Raw genomic sequence first — 16,957 nt, 5'->3', positions numbered from 1 at the left:
GGCGGGCGCCGGTCAGCTGGTCTTCAGGGCGGCGCGGACGAGCGAGAACTCGTTGCCCGCCGCCTGGGAGGCGAACTGGAAGCGGAGCACCGTGTCGACGTTGGAGAGCGTCTCAGTGTCGAGATTGACGTTGTTGCCGTCGGTCCGGGTGGGCTCGAGGGAGCGGCCGGTGGTCGAGGAGGCGTGGCCGTCTCCGCGCGCGACCGAGGCGGCCAGGGCGTCCTCGAACGACACCCGCTCCGCGGTGTAGCCGGGCGTGTTGACGTTGGCGATGTTGTTGGCGATCGCGCGCTGGCGCGCCGAGAGGCCGTCGAGAGCGCTCGACAGGGCGGCACTGGTCACGGATTCGAGCACGCTGCACTCCATCGGTGGTCGAGGGGTGGCCTGTCCGTGGCCGGTCGGCGAGCGATCCGTGCTCGTAGGCCTCTATCGGCCGCGCGGAGGGAAGCGTTAGCGACGACGCTCGTGCCCAGTTCGCGGGCCATCCCGCCAGGTGAACAGCAGGGTTCGCACCGGGCGGAGGATGCTCGGTGCGGGTTGTGGATGAATGCGCGGTGCTGCGCTGAAATCACAGATCTATCCACAGCCGATTTCCCGGTGTGAATTACACCGTTGTGGTTTAGAACAAAGCTTCGATTTTGCCTAGTTCCGAATAAAATCCCTGGTCAGGGCGCTTTACATCTCGCTGTGAATTCTGAGATTCCACACAAGCCGCGCGTGTCCTCCACACGTTATGCGCACTCATCCACGGCTTTTCCCCAGAGTTATCCACAGGTGGAGAAGCTGGGGACGACGGCCGCGAGTGGACATGTCGGTCCACCCCCGGCAGTTGAACGCGCGGTGAACACGCCGACACGCCCGACGCGACGTGTCGGATCAGCCGATGAGGTCGAAGTACACCGGGTGCGGGCCGACCTCGGCGCGCGGCACGGAGTTCACCGCGGCGAGGTGCCGCGCGGTCGTCTGACGCACGTCTTCGAGGTACCGGATGGTGTGCAGCTGGGCCTCCAGGAGGCGGGCGGCCCGCTCCTGGAGCTCCTCGGGGATCGGCCCGAGACCGGCCGGCGGACGCCACGGGATCGGATCGACCTTGGCGAGCGCGCCGTGCAGCTCACGTTCCATGCGTTCCAGGGCCTCGGCCCAGGTGCGCTCAGGCGACACCGAGGTCACGTCCGGTGTCCTGGTCGGCGCCGGCGACCGCGTCGCCGAACGGGGAGTGCGCGGGGGCGGACGCCGCCGGCAGGCTCGCGGCCGCCTCGTGCCAGGCGAGGCGCAGCGGCTCGACCAGCTCGATCGCTTCGCGGACCTTCGAGGCATCGTGGTCGACGGTCCCGGCGACGATCAGATCGGCGAGGTAGCCGTACAACTGGAGCAGACCGTCGGCGCCGTCCCAGACGTCGACCTTCAGGCTCGAGGCGAGCTCGGCGACGATCTGGTCGGCGTGACGCAGGTTCTCCCACGCCGTCGGCCAGTTCTGCGCACGGAGCGCCTCCTCGGCGCGGGTGAGGTCGAGCACGAGCCGGTCGTACAGCATCGTCACCAGCCGCGCGGGGCTGGCGGAGAGGACGCTGTCGCGGTTGTAGGCGGACAGCTTCGCGGCGGCGGAGTTGAGCAGGTTCATCAGGCGCCCGAAGAAGAGGAGAGGGAGGCGAGCTGGCCGGTCAGCCACGACGATTGGGATTGGAGTTGCTGCAGCTGGACTTCGAGATTCGCATAGGTCTTCTGGAGGGTCGATTTCCTGTCGGCCAGGCGCGTGTCCCAGTCGGCGATCTGGTCGTTGAGGCTCTTGACCGTCGACTGCTCGCCCTGGATCTTCGTGGTGATCGTGCCGGTGTACGTGTCACTGGCGACGCTCGCGGCGTCCGCGACGCGCTGGGAGATGGTCGTCACTGCTGACTTGACGGCGTCCGGGTCGTTCGCGATGGCGGTGGCGAAGGCTGTCTTGTCGAACGTCACCTGCCCGTCGCTGGTGATGCTGATGCCGTAGGTACTGGGGGAGATCCCGTTGATCGGGGCGATGACCGCGTCGATCAGCTTCTGATTCGCGTCGCGGACGGTCGAGTCGCCGGTGAAGGCGCCCGCGGTGACGGTCGTACCTCCCGCGGTGTCCGTCCCGGTCGCGACCGCCTGCTTCTGCGAGATGAAGGTGAAGATGTCGTTCAGGCTGGTCACCAGCGAATTCGCGGCGTTCGAGATACCCGTGTCGTCGCGGGAGACCGTGAGCGTCACCGGGGTCGTGGAGGCGGCGGACACCGTCACCGTCACACCGGGGAGCACACTGCTGAACGTGTTCGTCGAGCTCGTCACGGCCTGCGCCGCGGCCGATCCCGCCCACAGGGTGACTTGCGCGTCCTGGGCCTGCCGCACCTGCGCGGCTCCCGGGTCGTTCAGGAGGTTCGTCGCCGTTCCGGCAGTCACATCCGCGGGAGTCCCGCGGTACACGGTGAAAGCGGCGGCCGCACCCGTCTTGGCGGAGCTGAGCTGCAGCCGGTAGAGCTGCTGGCCGGTCGCGGGGTCGAGCCCGGCGGCGACCTGGGTGGCGCTGACGCCCACCCCGGCCTTGTTGATCGCCGCGGCCACGTCGGCGAGCGACGAGCTCGACGCGGTGACCTGGGTGGTCGTTCCGTCGGCGGCGACGAAGGTGAGGGTCGGGGGCTGGTCGGTCCACTGTGTGAGAGGCCCGGTGACCGTGACCTGGGATTGCGCCAGGCGGTCCACGGTGAAGTCGATGGTGCCGTCCACCGCTCCTGTGCCCGCGGTCGCCGTGACGGAGGTCGAACTGACCGAGGCGGTGTGGAGGTCGGTGCCCGCCGGCTTGGCCAGCGCGGCCGCGGCGGTGGCGAGCGACGCGATCTTGGTGTTCAGCGTCTGCATCGCCGTGATGAAGGTCGTGGAGTCGGTGACCTTGTTCTTCAGCAGCGTCTGCGGAACGGCCTCCGCCTGCATCAGCTGGTCGATCAGCTGCGTGGTGTTGAGTCCGCTGATCAGACCATCGACGGCCATGCTCATGTGGTGCTCTCCCTCCTACGGCGGTGGTGCTGGTAGTACGTGTGGAGCGGCGGCCGGGATGCCCTTTGGGGATGACATCCCGGCCGCCGGATCTGAAGCGGGCCTCTGCGGTTAGCGGAGGAGCTGAAGGACGCCCTGGCCGGACTGGTTGGCCTGGGCCAGCATCGCGGTGCCCGCCTGCGACAGGATGTTCGAGCGGGTGTACTTCACCATCTCGGACGCCATGTCGGTGTCGGTGATGCGCGATTCCGCCGCCGACAGGTTCTCCTGGGAGACGTTGAGGCTGCGGATGGTGCTCTCGAAGCGGTTCTGGACCGCACCGAGGTTGGCGCGCGCGGTCGACACGTTCTTGATCTGCGTGTCGAGAGCCGCGATCGAGGTGAGGGCGTTCGCCGACGAGTCGAACTGCAGCGCACCGACCGCGGTGGCGACCGTTGCGACGTTCGCACCCGACAGGTCGACGGAGATCTGGTCGTTCGCGGCCACCGAGCCGGCACCGACCTGGAAGGTCAGCGACGCGTTGGAGCCGTCGAGCAGCTTGATCCCGTTGAAGTTCGCGCTTCCCGAGATGCGGGTGAGCTCGCTGGTGAGCTGCGTGACCTCGGTCTGGATCGCAGTGCGCGAGTCGGCGTTGTTCGAGTCGTTGCCGGCCTGGACCGCGAGGTCGCGGACACGCTGCAGGATCGAGTGGACCTCGGTCAGCTGACCTTCAGCGGTCTGCACGACGCTGATGCCGTCCTGAGCGTTGCGGGCGGCGACGGTCAGACCGCCGACCTGCGACTTCAGGCCCTCGGAGATCGCGAGGCCTGCCGCGTCGTCCGCCGCACGGTTGATGCGGAGGCCGCTGGACAGCTTCTCGAGCGACTTCGAGAGGTCGCTCTGCGTGTTGTTCAGGTTGCGGTAGGCGTTGAGCGCCGAGATGTTGGTGTTGATCTGCATACCCATGATGTTTCCTCCATGATTGGGCTTCGGTTCGCGGTCCGTCCATGTCCCGCAGTGAGTCCTATCGGCCGTCGGTGGCGGCTCGTTAGGGACGACTTCGTCAGGATGCGCGCGCCGTGGTGGGGGAGGGCGCGTGCGGGTGGAGGTGCGCGACGGCGTGCTGAGCGAGTCGCGCCAGGTAGGCGCTGCGGCGCGCCTGGGAGGTCTTCGCCTCGATCACGGCCGGATCGCCGTCGTCCGCGTAGTGGGTCGCCATGCCTTCGCGCATGAGCCGGATGGCCTCCGAGCGCTGCTGGGACACCGCCGAATGGGTGATGCCGAGCTCGTCGGCGATCTCGGTCACCGTGCGGTCGTCGAAGTAGATCGCCTCCACGATCGAGCGCATCCGGTCCGGCAGCGCGGCCACGGCGGCGCGCACGTACGCCGTCCGCTCGCCGGCGAGCAGCGTCTCCTCCGGACCGGCCGACTCGGACACGAGCATCGATTCGACGGTCTCGTCGATCGCGGTCACCGAGCGTGCGGCGTCGGCCAGCCCGGCCGCCGCCGTCTCGCGGTCGACGCCGAGCGCGGCGGCGATCTCGTCGACGTTCGGCGTGCGACCGAGCGCGGCGGTGAGGCTCTCCTGAACCGCCAGCGTCGCCTTGATGCGCTTGCGGGCCGAACGCGTCGCCCAGTCGCCGGCGCGCAACTCGTCGGCCAGAGCCCCGACGATCCGGGTCCGTGCGTAGGCGCCGAAGGGCACGCCGGTCGACGCGTCGTACGCCTCCGCCGCGGTCACCAGCGCGACGGCGCCGGCCGAGGCCAGGTCGTCTCGCGACAGGTGGGTGGCGCGGGAGCACAGGTCGGAGACCAGGTACCCCACCAGCGGCAGGTTCTCGACGACGAGCGTGTTACGTTCTGTGCGGTTCACGCTGGGCGACCCCTCTTCATCGGACGGGTACCGCGGCACCTCCCGGTCGGGGTGGGATGGTGCGGGTACTCGGGCGGTGCTCGGAAGTTCGGGCTTACTCGGGTGCCGAACCTGGGTGCTAGGGGTCTTTCGTGTTCACGGTAACAATGGGAGTCCTCTCAGATCTCGAGCGCGATGCCCCCACTACGGGGCAGCCCCTACCCCCAGTACGGGGAATACTGAGCAGTCCCTCAGACGCGGTAGGGCCTGAGGGATTTCATAGGCCCGGCCGCCTAACATCGGGGCGACAGGTGCCGATGGTCCCCCATGAGGCGGACACCCGTTCCGCCACGGACCGAGGGATTCTGTGCGCACAACGACTCACGAGGACGTCAGGAGCGACATGGCCGCGAGCGAACTCTCCGCTCAGCTCTGGAAGGAGCGCGAGCTGCTGGAGCTGCTGCTGTTCAAGCTGGAGGAGGAGCAGCTGCTGCTCATCGCCGGCAAGTCGCGCTGGATCTCGCACGCTACGCGGGAGGTGGAGCAGGTGATGGAGCGCATGCGCGACGCCGGTCTCGCCCGCACGATCGAGGTGTCCGTGGTCGCCGAGGAGTGGGGGCTCAGCCCCGAAGCCACCCTCCGCGAGCTGGCCGCCGGCGCCCCCGACGGCATCTGGTCCGACATCTTCGCTTCGCACCTGACGGCCATGACCGAGCTCACCGGCCAGATCGCCGACGTGCGCGACACCAACGAGCGCCTGCTGCGGGAGGCCGCCCGCTCGACGCAGGAGACGCTGAGCGGCTTGTCCGGGTCCGGCCCCGACGCCGGCGTGTACGGATCGGCGGGGGAGAGCCGTGCCGGCGACGCCGGCGGCCGCCTCTTCGACACGGAGGCGTAACGTGAGCACCTTCAGCGGACTCAACACGGCCTACACCGGTCTGGTCGCCGCGAAGGCCGGGCTCGACGTCGTGGGCCAGAACCTGGTCAACGCGAACACCGCCGGCTACACGCGCCAGCGGGTCACCACCTCCGGAGTGCCGGCTCTCACCTCCGCCGGTCTGTTCACCGGCGGAGTGCGGCCGGGTCAGGGGGTGAGCGTGGACGGCGTGCAGCGCCTCGACGACGCCGCCCTCGACGCCCGGGTGCGCAGCACGACCGCGCTCGCCGGCTACTCGTCCGTGCGCGCGAACGCGCTGACCTCTCTCGAGGACTCGCTGAACGAGCCGGGCACGAACGGGCTCTCGGCCCAGCTGCAGAAGTTCTGGTCGGCCTGGAGCGATGTCGCCAACCAGGCGGGGGAGCAGGCCCCCGCCGGTGTGCTGCTCGGCCAGGCCGGCACTCTCGTGAACCAGATCGCGGCCGGTTACCGGTCGGTCGACGACCAGTGGACCGCGGTACGCCAGAACGCCGCCGGCATGGTCGACGACCTCAACCGAGCAGCCTCCGAGGTCGCCGACCTCAACGGCCGCATCCGGCAGGCGGTCGCCTCCGGCGCGTCCCCGAACGAACTCCTGGACCGACGCGACACGCTGACCGCCCAGATCGCGAACCTCGCCGGGGGAGTGGTGCGGCCGAACGCGGACGGCACGGTGGATGTGCTGGTCGGCGGCAACGCCCTGGTCAGCGGCACCACAGCCAACGCCGTCCAGCTCTCCGGTGCGCAGCGCCTGGCCGACGCGGCAGGCGCCCCGGTGCAGCTCGAATGGACGCACCGCCCCGGCTCCGCCGTCGCCCTGGAGGGTGGTCAGATCGCGGGTGCGGTCTCCACTCTCGCACCGGCCGACGCCACCGGCACCGGCGGTGTGCTCGCCGAGGCCGCCGCGAGCTACAACGCCTTCGCCGTGACGCTCGCGCAGCGGGTCAACGCCGTGCACAGCACCGGCTCCACCCCCACCGGCGCGACCGGCCTCGACTTCTTCGCCATCGATGCCTCCCGGCCGGCGGCGCTCGGCCTCTCGGTGGTTCCGACGTCCGTCTCGCAGATCGCCACCGGCACTCCGGGCGCGGGCGGAGCGAACGGCAGCGTCGCCGACGCGATCGCGCAGCTCGGCACGGGAGCGAACGCCGTCGACAAGCAGTGGTCGGCGTTCGTGGTGCGCGTCGGCGTCGCGAGCAAGACGGAGCAGCAGCAGTCCGATCTCGCCGATCTCGCAGCGAGCTCGGCGAGCAGCGCGCAACTCGCCAACTCCTCCGTCGACCTCGACGAGGAGAACATGAGCATGCTCACGTTCCAGCACGCGTACCAGGGCGCCGCCCGGGTGATGACGGCTGTGGACGAGACGCTCGACGTGCTCATCAACCACACCGGACTGGTCGGGAGGTAATCGTGTTCACCCGCGTCACGAACGCTACACAGACGGCGAACGCCCAACACAACCTGCAGCTCAGCCTGCAGCGTCAGGCCAAGCTCTACGATCAGGCGACGAGCCAGAAGCAGCTGACCCGGCCGTCCGACGACCCGACGGCCACGGCGAGCGCCCTGACGGTCCGATCGAGCCAGGCCGCCACCACCCAGTACCAGCGCAACGCCGACAACGGCGATGGCTGGCTGACGACCGCCGACTCGACGCTCACCAGCGCGGAGACGCTGATGCGCCGCTTCCGCGACCTCACCGTGCAGGGCGCCAACGACGGCTCGCTCTCGCCCGAGGCGAAGGAGTCGATCGCCACGGAGCTCGAGGGCATCAAGAAGAGCCTGCTGTCGCTGGCGAACACCACCTACCAGGGCAGGACCGTCTTCGCCGGCAACTCGGACGCCGGCGTGGCCTTCCAGCCCGACTACTCGTTCACCGGCTCGGCGGCCAGTACAGTGGAGCGCAGGATCGGCCCCGACGCGACCGTGCGGGTCGACGCCGACGGCGCAGCTGCGTTCGGTACCGGCGCGTCGTCGGTGTTCGCACTCATCGACAACACGGTGAGCGACCTCCGGTCGGGGGTGAACGTGGGGCCGAGACTGGCGGAGATCGACGACAGGATGAAGGCCATCGTGGGAGAGCACGCGGAGATCGGCGGACGCCAGACCCGCCTCGACAAGGCCAAGGACGCGCTCGCCTCCGGAGCCGTCTCACTCGAGTCGCAGCGTGCGGGCCTGGAGGACGTCGACCTGAGCAAGGTCCTCCTCGACTTGAAGACGCAGGACGTGAACTACCAGACCGCCATCGCCGTGACCGCCCGCGTCCTGCAGCCGACCCTGATGGACTTCCTCCGATGAGCGCCGTGCGGTTCATCGTCCCTCCGCCCGGACTCGAGCCGCTCGCCGAGTTCGAGCTCACGGTCGTGCCCGGCGCCGACGGCCTGTACTCCCTGTCGTCGGTGGAGCGTCCGGAGGTGCGTCTCTTCACGATCGACGCCGAAGTGCACCTTCCCGGCTATTCGCCTGAGCTTCCCGACGACCGCGCAGCGCAGCTCGGCATCAGCGCTCCGGAGGAGGCCATGCTGCTGGTCGTGGTGACGCCGTCGAGGGAGGGCAGCACCGTGAACCTGCTTGCGCCCGTCGTCGTCAACCGGGCCGACGGCGCGGCCCTCCAGCTGGTGCTGGACGACGACGCCCTGCCGGTTCGCGCCGAGCTGGCCGCCCTCGCGGGCGGGTGACCGTACGGCCTGACGTGAGGCGACCCTACTTGGCCGGGGTGGCGGGACACGGCGCGGCAGCCTTCATGGCCGCGACGGCCTGATCCTCCGACCACGGCAGGGCGGCGACGGCTTTCGCGCCCTTCTGAGCTGCCGGCACCTTGGACACGATCGAGGCGAGCCGCTGCGCGAGGGCCTGCGCGAACCCCGCGCCCGGCGTGGAATTGTTGACGGCCGCGACGATGGTCAGTCCGGACGACGGGTCCGCGTACATCGCCGACAGGTAGCCGGGAACGGCTGCGGCGCCACCGCGCAGCGGTCCGACGGACTGGACGCCCAGGCCGTAGCCCAGCCAGGAGGCGCCGGCGCCGACGGTCTTGTTCTGGGCGTCCGCCGAGCGGCTGCTGAGCAGCGCTCCGCTCGCCAGCGCCTGCGCGAAGACCTTGAGGTCGGGCACGTTCGACACGACGCCGGCGGCCGTCCACCCCATCGACGGCGACAGCGCGGTCACCTCGTGCACCTGGTCGCAGACCGGAGCGCCCGTGGCGTCGAGCGCGGCGGCGTATCCCGCGGGGTGCGCTCTCGGCACCGTGAGGACGGCGTTGTCCGGAAGAGTCGACGCCGTCATCCCGAGCCGCGAGAACACGTGGTCGTCGTAGAGCTGCTGCCAGCTGCTCTCGCTGGCGTTCTGGAGCGCCATACCGACCAGAACGGCGTTGGTCTGCGACGGAGCGTACCGCTCACCCGGGCTGCCCGTGCGCGCGGTCGCGATCCCGTCGCTCGCGAGCTCCAGCGGCGGCCAGTACCTCGTCGGGTTCGCGAGGAACTCGGTGCGGAGCGCGGCAGCGTAGTCGCCGATTCCGGAGGTGTTCTGGCAGAGCTCGCGCAGCGTCACTCCAGTGACGCCGACCAGGCCTGGCAGCCATTTCGTCACCGGATCGTCGAGCCGCACAGTGCCGTCGTCGACCAGTTCGAGCAGGACGGTACAGGTCATCGGCGTGGTGAGCTGGCCGATCCGGAAGGTCATCGACGGCGTGACCGGCGTCGAGCCGCCGCGCTTCGTCGTGCCGATCGCGGCCGTCCAGCTTCCGGCCCACGGCGCCCAGACTCCGACGATCCCGGCCGATCCGCCCGACTGGTCGATCGCGTCCGTCACCGCCGCCTTGAGCCGCTTCGTGACGTCGGACGGCAATCCGCCGTCCCGCTGCGGAGGGAAGCCGGTGTCTGCGGAGGAGGAGGCGCAGCCGGCCAGCGCGACCGTGAGCAGCGCGGCCGAGGCCGCGAGAACCAGCCGGCGCAGCCGCGAAGCTCTCTGCATCACATCCCCCGATGATCGTGACGGGGCCCGCGGGCCCTGTTCAGCGATTGTAGCCCGCCGGCAGCAGAGCGCGGTGACCCCGACCCGTGTCCAATCCGTTCCGGCGACCATGCCGAATCCTTCCCGAGGCGCGCAGGCCGCGCGCCGTCTTCCAAGGAGGAACGACACATGCGCACATCACCGAATCGTCTCGTCGCGACCATCTTCGGCGCGGTCTATCTGCTGGTCGGCCTGCTCGGCTTCGCCTTCACCGGCGGCGTCGGCTTCGTCGCCGCCAAGGGCGGTCTGATCCTCGGCATCTTCGAGGTCAACCCGCTGCACAACGTCGCCCACCTGCTGATCGGCGCGGCACTGCTCATCGCCGGGCTCACACGCGTCGCTGCGGCGAAGGCGGTCAACACCACCGTCGGCGCGGTCTACCTGCTGCTCGGCATCGTCGGCTTCTTCCTCGTCGGCACGGGCGCGAACATCCTGGCCCTGAACACCCCCGACCACTTCCTGCACCTGGTGAGCGCGATCGTGCTCCTCGGCGTCGGTCTGGGCGCCGAGCGGACCGTGCGCACCACGTCGGCGACCGCATGACCGGCTGGGCCACGGCTCTTCCCATGAGCAGGATGTCGAGGACGGCCGCCGTCGCGCCCGCGACCCGGGCGTTCCTGGCCGTGGCCGCGCTGGGGGCGGGACTGCTGCACGCAGCCCTGGCCCCCGGCGCACCCCTTCCTTTGCTGTCGGTGCTGCTGGGCCTTGCTCTGGCCGAGCTGGCCTGGGCCGTCGCCACGCTCGCCAGGGACCGGCCGCCGCTGTTCGGCATCGTGCCCGCCCTGGCGCTGGTGCCGTTGGGGCTCTGGGCGGGGCTCGCGGTCGTCGGAGCCACAGCCTCGTCCGGAACGGTGCTGACCCTGCCGTTCGCGCCGATAGGCACGGCCTCGCTCCTCGACCTCGGCATCGCGGCCGTATCGGCGGTCGTGCTGCGGCGAAGAAGACCGGTGCAGCCGACGAGCGGCGCCCTGCGCTTCGTCCTCGCGCTGATGCTCAGCGCGTGCGCGGTCTCTGCGGTGACCATCCCCGCCCTCGGCGCGACGGATGCCGGCGTCGCAGCGGTGACAGTCCACCACCACCACTGATCCTCCCGGGAGGACGACGCGTCGACCGGGCGGATCGGCGGAACTGCTCAGCGCCGGCTCAGCGCCGGCTCAGCGCGAACGACGCGTTGCCGAAACGCACGATCGATCCCGGGTCGACCTCGTGCCGGGTGTTCGGGTCGCACGCGAACGTGCCCTCGCCCGGGTAGCTGATCGTGGTCCCGTTGGCCGAACCGAGATCCATCACCCAGAACACCCCGTCGTACTGGCCGAAAGCCAGATGCGCCCGTGAGACCGACTTGGCGTCGTCCGACACCGTCACCAGCTCGATGTGCGCGGGATCGTCGAACTCGGTCCCCGGCGTGTGCGAAGCCGGATTGCGTCCGATCACACCGTTCCCCGACGTCTCGACGTGCTGCCCGTCGCTCAGGTCGAGCGCGAACGTGACCGCCATCCGCCTTCTCCTTCCGCCGCCCGATGCGCCTCGCCCAGCATGCCACGACACGCCTGTGATCCCTAGCGGGGATGCGCGGACCGCCGGTCCCGCCACCCGTCGGTCCGACGCCACCGCCCGTCAGTCCGACGCCACCGCCCGTCAGTCCGACGCCACCGGCACGCGAACCGGCCGGGCGTCCCGCATGAACCGCTCCACATCCGGATCGACGGTGATGTCGCTCGGCCGCAGGGGTCTCGTCAGATAGAGGCCGTCGAGACTCGTGATGCGGCTGAGGGCCACGTACGTCTGACCGGAGGTGAACGCGCGCGAGCCGAGGTCCACGATCGCCGCGTCGTACGTCTTGCCCTGCGACTTGTGGATGGTCACCGCCCAGGCGAGCCGCAGCGGGAACTGCGTGAACTCGGCCACGACGTCCTTGGTGAGCTTCTTCGTCTCGGGGGAGTAGTTGTAGCGGTACTTCTCCCAGATCGCCGGCTCGACTTCGTACACCTCGCCGTCGACCTCCACGTAGACGTTGGAGTCGATGCGCGTCACCGTGCCGATCGTGCCGTTGACCCAACGCGGCCCGTCGCCCTGCCCGACATCGTTGCGCAAGAACATCACCTGAGCGCCGACCTTGAGCTCGAGCACCTCGTCGGCCGGATAGTTCCTCCCGCCGAAGTCGCCGCTCACCTCGGCCTTCGCCGTCAAAGGCCGACCGGGCAGCCGCTCCAGGGCCTGCGCGTTGATCCGGTTCACGGTGTCGTTGCGCGTCGCGAGCGTGATCGTGCCGTCGTCGGGCGCGGGCCGGGCGCCGACCGCGTTGAGCCGATCGGCGATCTCCTTGGTGACCTGGCCGTGGCGCACGGCGTTGAGCATGTAGCGGAAGTCGGATTCGTGCTGCCGGTGCACCTGCAGCAGCTCGACGATGTGGAGGTCGGCGTCGCGCCAGACCTTCGCGTCGAAGAACCACATCGAACGGTAGGTGTCGCTGAAGTAGGCGCGCTCCTCGTGGTCCCCCGGAACGGGAGCGAGCTGGTACGGGTCTCCGAACAGCACGACCTGCACGCCGCCGAACGGCTCCGTGGGCTTCTGCCTGGCCTGCCGCAGGCTGCGGTCGACGGCATCCATCAGGTCTGCGTTCACCATCGAGACCTCGTCGATGACGAGGGTGTCGATGCTGTTCAGCAGCTTGCGCAGCTCACTGGTCTGGTCGATGTCGTGGTCGGCGATCACGCCGATCGGGAGTTTGAACAGCGAGTGGATGGTCTGCCCGCCGACGTTGAGCGCGGCCACGCCGGTCGGGGCGGCGATCACGATCGACTTCTCGGTGTTCCACGACAGATGGTTGAGGAGCGTCGACTTCCCGGTGCCGGCCCGCCCGGTGACGAAGACGTGGTCGCGGGTGTGCTCGATCAGCTCGAACACCGCGCGCTGTTCGGGTGAGAGCGAGAGTCCGGCCATCGGCGTCCCCTTCCCTCACGCGACCTGCCGCACTACTCTAACGCGGGCGATGACGGCCGGGACGGTTATCCACACGCCCCTAGGATGGCGTCTATGGGAGGGGTCGGAGAGCGTCGGGGCATCGGCCCCGTGCTGCTGTGGTCCGGCCTCGGTGTGCTGCTGGTCGCCGCGTTCCTGTCGGCGCTCGGAGCCGTGCAGCGCACGTTCTACAGCCCTGAAGGGTTCGTCTCGGCCTACCTGTCCTCTCTCGCGTCCCACGACCTCCCCGGCGCCCTCTCGATGCCCGGAGCCGCCCCGACCCCGGCCGCGCTGAAGCGGGCAGGACTGCCCACCGGCGCCTCCACCGAGCTGCTGCGCTCCGACCTCCTGCCCGCGATGGCGGACATCCGCGTCGCGTCCGCTGTGGACGCCGCCGGCGACCGTCGCAGCGTCACCGTGCACCTCCGCGCCGACGGCACGCCGATCTCGACGACGTTCGAGGTGCGGCAGACCGGTGCGATCCTCGGCCTCCTCCCGACCTGGGAGTTCGCGACGACACCGGTCGGCGTCGCGCGCATCACCGTCGCCCACGCACAGACGTTCACCGTCGGCGGCCACACCGTGTACCCGCGCGCCGCCGATCGGAGTCAGCCCGCATCCGCGTTCACGGTCGCGGCCGACTATCTGGTTCCGGCGCCGGCGGTCTATGAGCTGGGCCACACGTCGACGTACCTGAAGGCCGCGACCGTGGCGGTTCAGGCCGCTCCCGGCCGGGTGGCCGAGGTCACCGTGGACGCCCAGCCCGACAGCGCCTTCACCGCCGCGGTGCAGAAGGAACTGAACGGGTTCCTCGACGGATGCGCCCGGCAGCAGGTTCTGCAGCCGGCGGGCTGCCCGTTCGGGGTCGTCATCGACGACCGCGTGCAGGGGGCGCCCACCTGGACGATGCTCCGGTACCCGGTCGTCCGGCTGGTCGCCGGCACCACGGCCTGGACCATGCCGCAGACGCCCGGCACCGTCCACCTCTCCGTCACCGTGCAGTCGATCTTCGACGGCACCGTCGAGCACCGCGAGTCTGATGAGAAGTTCGACGTCTCGCTGACCAGCGTCGTCATCCGGCCCGACGGGTCGCTCGACATCGTCGTGGGGGAGTAGGGGCCTACCTCTGCGCCGTGCCGTCGCGCGCGGCGAGTCGCGCGAGCTGCTCGTTGTAGGCCTTCAGCTCCGCCTCCCCGGTCCTGTCCGCGTTGCGGTCGCGGCGCTTCGTCTCGCGCTCGTCGCTGCGGCTCCACTGGATCGCGACGACGATCGCCAGGATGACCGTGGGGATCTCGCCGACGCTCCAGGCGATCCCGCCGCCGGTCTGCTGGTCGACCAGCGGTGTCGCGCCCCAGGTGCGCCCCATCGCCCCGAACCAATCCGCGAGCAGGAGGCCGTGCATCTGCATGATCGACAGCCCGAAGAACGCGTGGAACGCCATCGTGCCCAGCAGCAGGAGGAGCCGGAACGGATAGGGGAGCCGGTACTTCACCGGGTCGATGCCGATCAGCGACTGGACGAACAGGTACCCGGTGATGAGGAAGTGGACCACCATCCACTCGTGGCCGATGTGGTCGGTGGTGGCCCAGCGGATCAAGGGCGTGTAGTAGAACGCCCACAGCGACCCGGCGAACAGGCCGGCCGCGACCAGCGGGTGCGAGATGATCCCCGCGAAACGGGAGTGCACCGCGAGGAGGATCCACTCGCGGCCACCGCGCGACCCGTCCTGACGCTTGCGGATCGCGCGTGCCGCAAGGGTCACCGGCGCTCCCGGCACGAGCAGCAGCGGCACGGCCATCGTCAGCACCATGTGCGCCGACATGTGCGCCGAGAAGAGGTACTTCTCGTAGACGTTCACGCCGCCGTTGGTGATGTAGAAGAGCAGGACGATGCCGAGCGTCCACAGGATCGTGCGGTAGACCGGCCACGCGTCGCCGCGGCGGCGCAGCCGCCACACCCCGGCGAGGTAGAAGAAGAGTGCGAAGGCGCAGCCGAGCACCCAGAGCAGGTCGAAGTTCCAGCTCGTGAACAGCCGCCCCCAGGTGAGCTCGGGAGGCAGCTTGTCGCCGGTGAGGATCTCCGCGGGGGTCGGTGTCGCGGCGCGCGTCTGCGGCACCGGCGTGACCGTGCGGGCGAGCGCGGCGGCGACGCCCGAGGCGATCCCCATGAACGCGAGCTCGGCGGTCACGATCCACCAGAATGTGCGGCCCTCGCCCCGTCGCTTCAGGCGGTCGATGAGAACGCGGCGCTGCATGAGCCCGAAGAGCCCCAGCACCACCAGCACCGCCACCTTGACGAGCACGAGGATGCCGTACGGCGTCGCCAGCTCGGCCAGCGTCCCCACCCGGAGCTCCGCGTTCACATAACCGGAGGCCGCGACCACGATGAAGCTGATCAGCGCGATGCTGGAGTACCGCTCCAGCACCGTCACGAGGCGGCCGCCGCCGAGCGTGTTCTTGACGACGATGAGCGTCACCAGGCCGCCCAGCCAGATCGCGGCGAACAGCACGTGCAGCCCGAACGACGTGACGGCGGCGTCGTGGCCGGCGGCCTCGGAGCTGTGGCCCTGCTGCGCCATCGGGACGACGGCGGCCATGGCCAGGACCGCGACGAAGACGATCGCGGTCTGGTTGCGCACGGCGAAGCAGAGCACCGTGACCGCGGCGGCGATGAGCGTGACACCGAGCCACGCCTGACCGAGCGACACGCTCGTGACGAATGAGCTGAGCCCGTTGGTGAAGGTCTGGTCGAGCGACCAGGGCACGTTCGACACGCTCACGAAGGTGAACAGCCCGGTGACGGCGGCGCCGACGGTCATGACGGCGGCGGATGCGGCGGCGAAGTCGAGCGCGAGCCCGTACTCCCGCTTGTCGGAGCTGAAGGCGAAACAGGCGAGGACGAGCGCGCCCACCGTTCCGGAGAGGCTGAGATTGACGATCAACGTCGAGATCGGGAGGCCCCAGCGCACCAGCGCGCCGGGGTCGAGCAGCAGTGGCGCAGCGGCGCCGCCGCCGTACGCGAGGGCCGCCGCGACGGCGGCGAGAGCGGCTGCCAGCAGAACGGCTGGACCGATCACTCGGAGAAGTCGGGGCACCCGTCAAGCCTACGTCGCCGCCGCTGGACGCCTGCCCACAGGCGCAGCGGCCGGTATCCCGCGCACGATGCGGAACGGGGGCGGCGCCGCTGTCGCGACGCCGCCCCCGTGGAGCCTGTGCAGGCTGATTACTTGACGGCAGCCTTGAGCTTCGAGCCCGCGGTCAGCTTGACGCGGTGGCCGGCCGGGATCGAGATCTCCTCGCCGGTCTGCGGGTTGCGGCCGGTGCGAGCAGCGGTCTCGGTGCGCTCGGCGGCGAGCCAGCCCGGGATGGTGACCTTGCCGCCACCCTTGACGGTGTCGCTGATCGTGGCGAAGAACGCGTCGACGACGCTCGAGACGGTGGCCTGGCTCTGGCCCGACGCCGCAGCGACGGCAGCGACGAGCTCGGTCTTGTTCAGGTTGTCAGCCATTGAGTGTCCTCCTCGGACCTTGTGCTGGTTATTCAGCTATCTTGTGGAACGGTTGAGGCCACGGGGGCCGTAACGTTTGGTCGGTCGACCGCCTCGAATGTATCAGAATCGCCCGGAAACACGCGGATTCTCGCGGATTTTCGACGGGTTCCCACGCCGTATCCAGGCCCGGGGCGATCCAGACGCGACGAAGGGGCGCCCGGCGGATGCCGGACGCCCCTCCAAAGGGTGTCGCGTGTGCTCTCGAGGAGACTACCAGCTCGACTTGGTGATGCCGGGCAGCTCGCCACGGTGCGCCATGTCGCGGAAGCGGACACGCGAGATGCCGAACTTGCTGAGGTTTCCGCGGGGACGGCCGTCGACGGCGTCGCGGTTGCGCACGCGGATCGGCGAAGCGTCACGGGGAAGCTTCTGCAGGCCGACGCGGGCGGCCTCGCGGGACTCGTCGGTGCCGTTCGGGTCGACGAGGGCCTTCTTGAGCTCGGCGCGCTTGGCGGCGTAGCGCTCGACGACGACCTTGCGCTGCTCGTTCTTGGCGATCTTGGACTTCTTGGCCATGATTAGCGCTCCTCTCGGAAGTCGACGTGCTTGCGCACGATGGGGTCGTACTTCTTGAGCACGAGACGGTCGGGGTCGTTGCGGCGGTTCTTCTTGGTCACGTAGGTGTAACCGGTGCCCGCCGTCGAACGGAGCTTGATGATCGGACGGATGTCCTGCTGCTT

General features: G+C 69.6%; 20 protein-coding genes. 7 read left to right on the top strand and 13 right to left on the bottom strand.

Annotated features, from left to right (window positions below; translation table 11 throughout):
* Positions 1-12: 12 nt before the first annotated feature.
* The 6 genes from flgB to Q0Q23_RS14150 all read right to left on the bottom strand — a co-directional run bounded on the left by flgB (position 13) and on the right by Q0Q23_RS14150 (position 4,861).
* Complete coding sequence (gene flgB, locus Q0Q23_RS14175; protein WP_295125146.1) at positions 13-354, bottom strand: flagellar basal body rod protein FlgB; 342 nt, start codon at positions 352-354, stop codon at positions 13-15.
* 522 nt (positions 355-876) lie between these two features.
* Entirely contained in the window at positions 877-1,170 is a 294-nt protein-coding gene (locus tag Q0Q23_RS14170; protein ID WP_295125143.1) for a hypothetical protein, read from the bottom strand.
* Entirely contained in the window at positions 1,151-1,621 is a 471-nt protein-coding gene (gene fliS / locus Q0Q23_RS14165; RefSeq protein ID WP_295125141.1) for a flagellar export chaperone FliS, read from the bottom strand. Before fliS ends, Q0Q23_RS14170 begins: the two co-directional genes overlap by 20 nt.
* Complete coding sequence (gene fliD, locus Q0Q23_RS14160; RefSeq protein WP_295125138.1) at positions 1,621-3,009, bottom strand: flagellar filament capping protein FliD; 1,389 nt, start codon at positions 3,007-3,009, stop codon at positions 1,621-1,623. Before fliD ends, fliS begins: the two co-directional genes overlap by 1 nt.
* Positions 3,010-3,120: 111 nt before the next feature.
* Entirely contained in the window at positions 3,121-3,954 is an 834-nt protein-coding gene (locus tag Q0Q23_RS14155) for a flagellin (protein WP_295125135.1), read from the bottom strand.
* A 97-nt stretch (positions 3,955-4,051) separates the two neighbouring features.
* On the bottom strand, positions 4,052-4,861 hold the full coding sequence (locus Q0Q23_RS14150; RefSeq protein WP_295125132.1) for a sigma-70 family RNA polymerase sigma factor: 810 nt from the start codon (positions 4,859-4,861) through the stop codon (positions 4,052-4,054).
* Positions 4,862-5,243: 382 nt separating this feature from the next.
* Here Q0Q23_RS14150 and flgN point away from each other — a divergent pair, with 382 nt between their 5' ends.
* Genes flgN through Q0Q23_RS14130 form a run of 4 tightly spaced genes read left to right on the top strand, consistent with a single transcriptional unit; the run spans position 5,244 to position 8,431 of the window.
* Positions 5,244-5,738: a flagellar export chaperone FlgN gene (flgN, locus tag Q0Q23_RS14145; RefSeq protein ID WP_295125129.1), complete on the top strand. Its 495-nt coding sequence runs from the start codon at positions 5,244-5,246 to the stop codon at positions 5,736-5,738.
* A 1-nt stretch (position 5,739) separates the two neighbouring features.
* A complete protein-coding gene (flgK, locus tag Q0Q23_RS14140; protein WP_295125126.1) occupies positions 5,740-7,164 on the top strand; it encodes a flagellar hook-associated protein FlgK in 1,425 nt (474 codons plus the stop codon).
* Between the two features lie 2 nt (positions 7,165-7,166).
* Positions 7,167-8,051, top strand: coding sequence for a flagellar hook-associated protein FlgL (gene flgL, locus Q0Q23_RS14135; protein WP_295125123.1), 885 nt, complete (start codon positions 7,167-7,169; stop codon positions 8,049-8,051).
* Entirely contained in the window at positions 8,048-8,431 is a 384-nt protein-coding gene (locus tag Q0Q23_RS14130) for a flagellar assembly protein FliW (RefSeq protein ID WP_295125120.1), read from the top strand. Before flgL ends, Q0Q23_RS14130 begins: the two co-directional genes overlap by 4 nt.
* Before the next feature lie 25 nt (positions 8,432-8,456).
* Here Q0Q23_RS14130 and Q0Q23_RS14125 read toward each other — a convergent pair whose 3' ends face one another.
* Positions 8,457-9,728, bottom strand: a complete 1,272-nt coding sequence (locus Q0Q23_RS14125) for a serine hydrolase (RefSeq protein WP_295125117.1) — start codon at positions 9,726-9,728, stop codon at positions 8,457-8,459.
* 168 nt (positions 9,729-9,896) lie between these two features.
* Here Q0Q23_RS14125 and Q0Q23_RS14120 point away from each other — a divergent pair, with 168 nt between their 5' ends.
* Both Q0Q23_RS14120 and Q0Q23_RS14115 read left to right on the top strand, forming a co-directional pair.
* On the top strand, positions 9,897-10,310 hold the full coding sequence (locus tag Q0Q23_RS14120; RefSeq protein WP_295125114.1) for a DUF4383 domain-containing protein: 414 nt from the start codon (positions 9,897-9,899) through the stop codon (positions 10,308-10,310).
* Positions 10,311-10,333: 23 nt separating this feature from the next.
* Positions 10,334-10,852, top strand: coding sequence for a hypothetical protein (locus tag Q0Q23_RS14115; RefSeq protein ID WP_295125111.1), 519 nt, complete (start codon positions 10,334-10,336; stop codon positions 10,850-10,852).
* Positions 10,853-10,910: 58 nt separating this feature from the next.
* Here the strand turns inward: Q0Q23_RS14115 and Q0Q23_RS14110 are convergent, their stop codons facing one another.
* Positions 10,911-11,264, bottom strand: coding sequence for an FHA domain-containing protein (locus tag Q0Q23_RS14110; RefSeq protein ID WP_295125108.1), 354 nt, complete (start codon positions 11,262-11,264; stop codon positions 10,911-10,913).
* Positions 11,265-11,405: 141 nt separating this feature from the next.
* A complete protein-coding gene (locus tag Q0Q23_RS14105) occupies positions 11,406-12,710 on the bottom strand; it encodes an ATP-dependent RecD-like DNA helicase (protein WP_295125105.1) in 1,305 nt (434 codons plus the stop codon).
* 93 nt (positions 12,711-12,803) lie between these two features.
* Here Q0Q23_RS14105 and Q0Q23_RS14100 point away from each other — a divergent pair, with 93 nt between their 5' ends.
* Positions 12,804-13,844, top strand: coding sequence for a hypothetical protein (locus tag Q0Q23_RS14100; protein WP_295125102.1), 1,041 nt, complete (start codon positions 12,804-12,806; stop codon positions 13,842-13,844).
* A 4-nt stretch (positions 13,845-13,848) separates the two neighbouring features.
* Here Q0Q23_RS14100 and Q0Q23_RS14095 read toward each other — a convergent pair whose 3' ends face one another.
* From Q0Q23_RS14095 to rpmG, 4 genes are all read right to left on the bottom strand, one after another.
* Positions 13,849-15,822 (bottom strand): cytochrome c oxidase assembly protein, encoded by a 1,974-nt coding sequence (locus tag Q0Q23_RS14095; RefSeq protein ID WP_295125099.1) that lies wholly within the window; start codon positions 15,820-15,822, stop codon positions 13,849-13,851.
* A gap of 128 nt (positions 15,823-15,950) precedes the next feature.
* Positions 15,951-16,235: an HU family DNA-binding protein gene (locus Q0Q23_RS14090; RefSeq protein ID WP_055922178.1), complete on the bottom strand. Its 285-nt coding sequence runs from the start codon at positions 16,233-16,235 to the stop codon at positions 15,951-15,953.
* A gap of 252 nt (positions 16,236-16,487) precedes the next feature.
* Positions 16,488-16,793 (bottom strand): 30S ribosomal protein S14, encoded by a 306-nt coding sequence (gene rpsN, locus Q0Q23_RS14085; RefSeq protein WP_295125094.1) that lies wholly within the window; start codon positions 16,791-16,793, stop codon positions 16,488-16,490.
* A gap of 2 nt (positions 16,794-16,795) precedes the next feature.
* The gene (gene rpmG, locus Q0Q23_RS14080; RefSeq protein WP_295125234.1) at positions 16,796-16,945 is read right to left on the bottom strand and encodes a 50S ribosomal protein L33; all 150 of its coding nucleotides are present in this window, start codon (positions 16,943-16,945) and stop codon (positions 16,796-16,798) included.
* Positions 16,946-16,957: the final 12 nt, after the last annotated feature.

Origin of the sequence: uncultured Leifsonia sp., assembly GCF_945957465.1 — a bacterium.
Taxonomy (GTDB): domain Bacteria; phylum Actinomycetota; class Actinomycetes; order Actinomycetales; family Microbacteriaceae; genus Leifsonia.
Note: the sequence above shows the minus strand (reverse complement) of the source record. Positions and strands in the feature narration are given on the sequence as shown.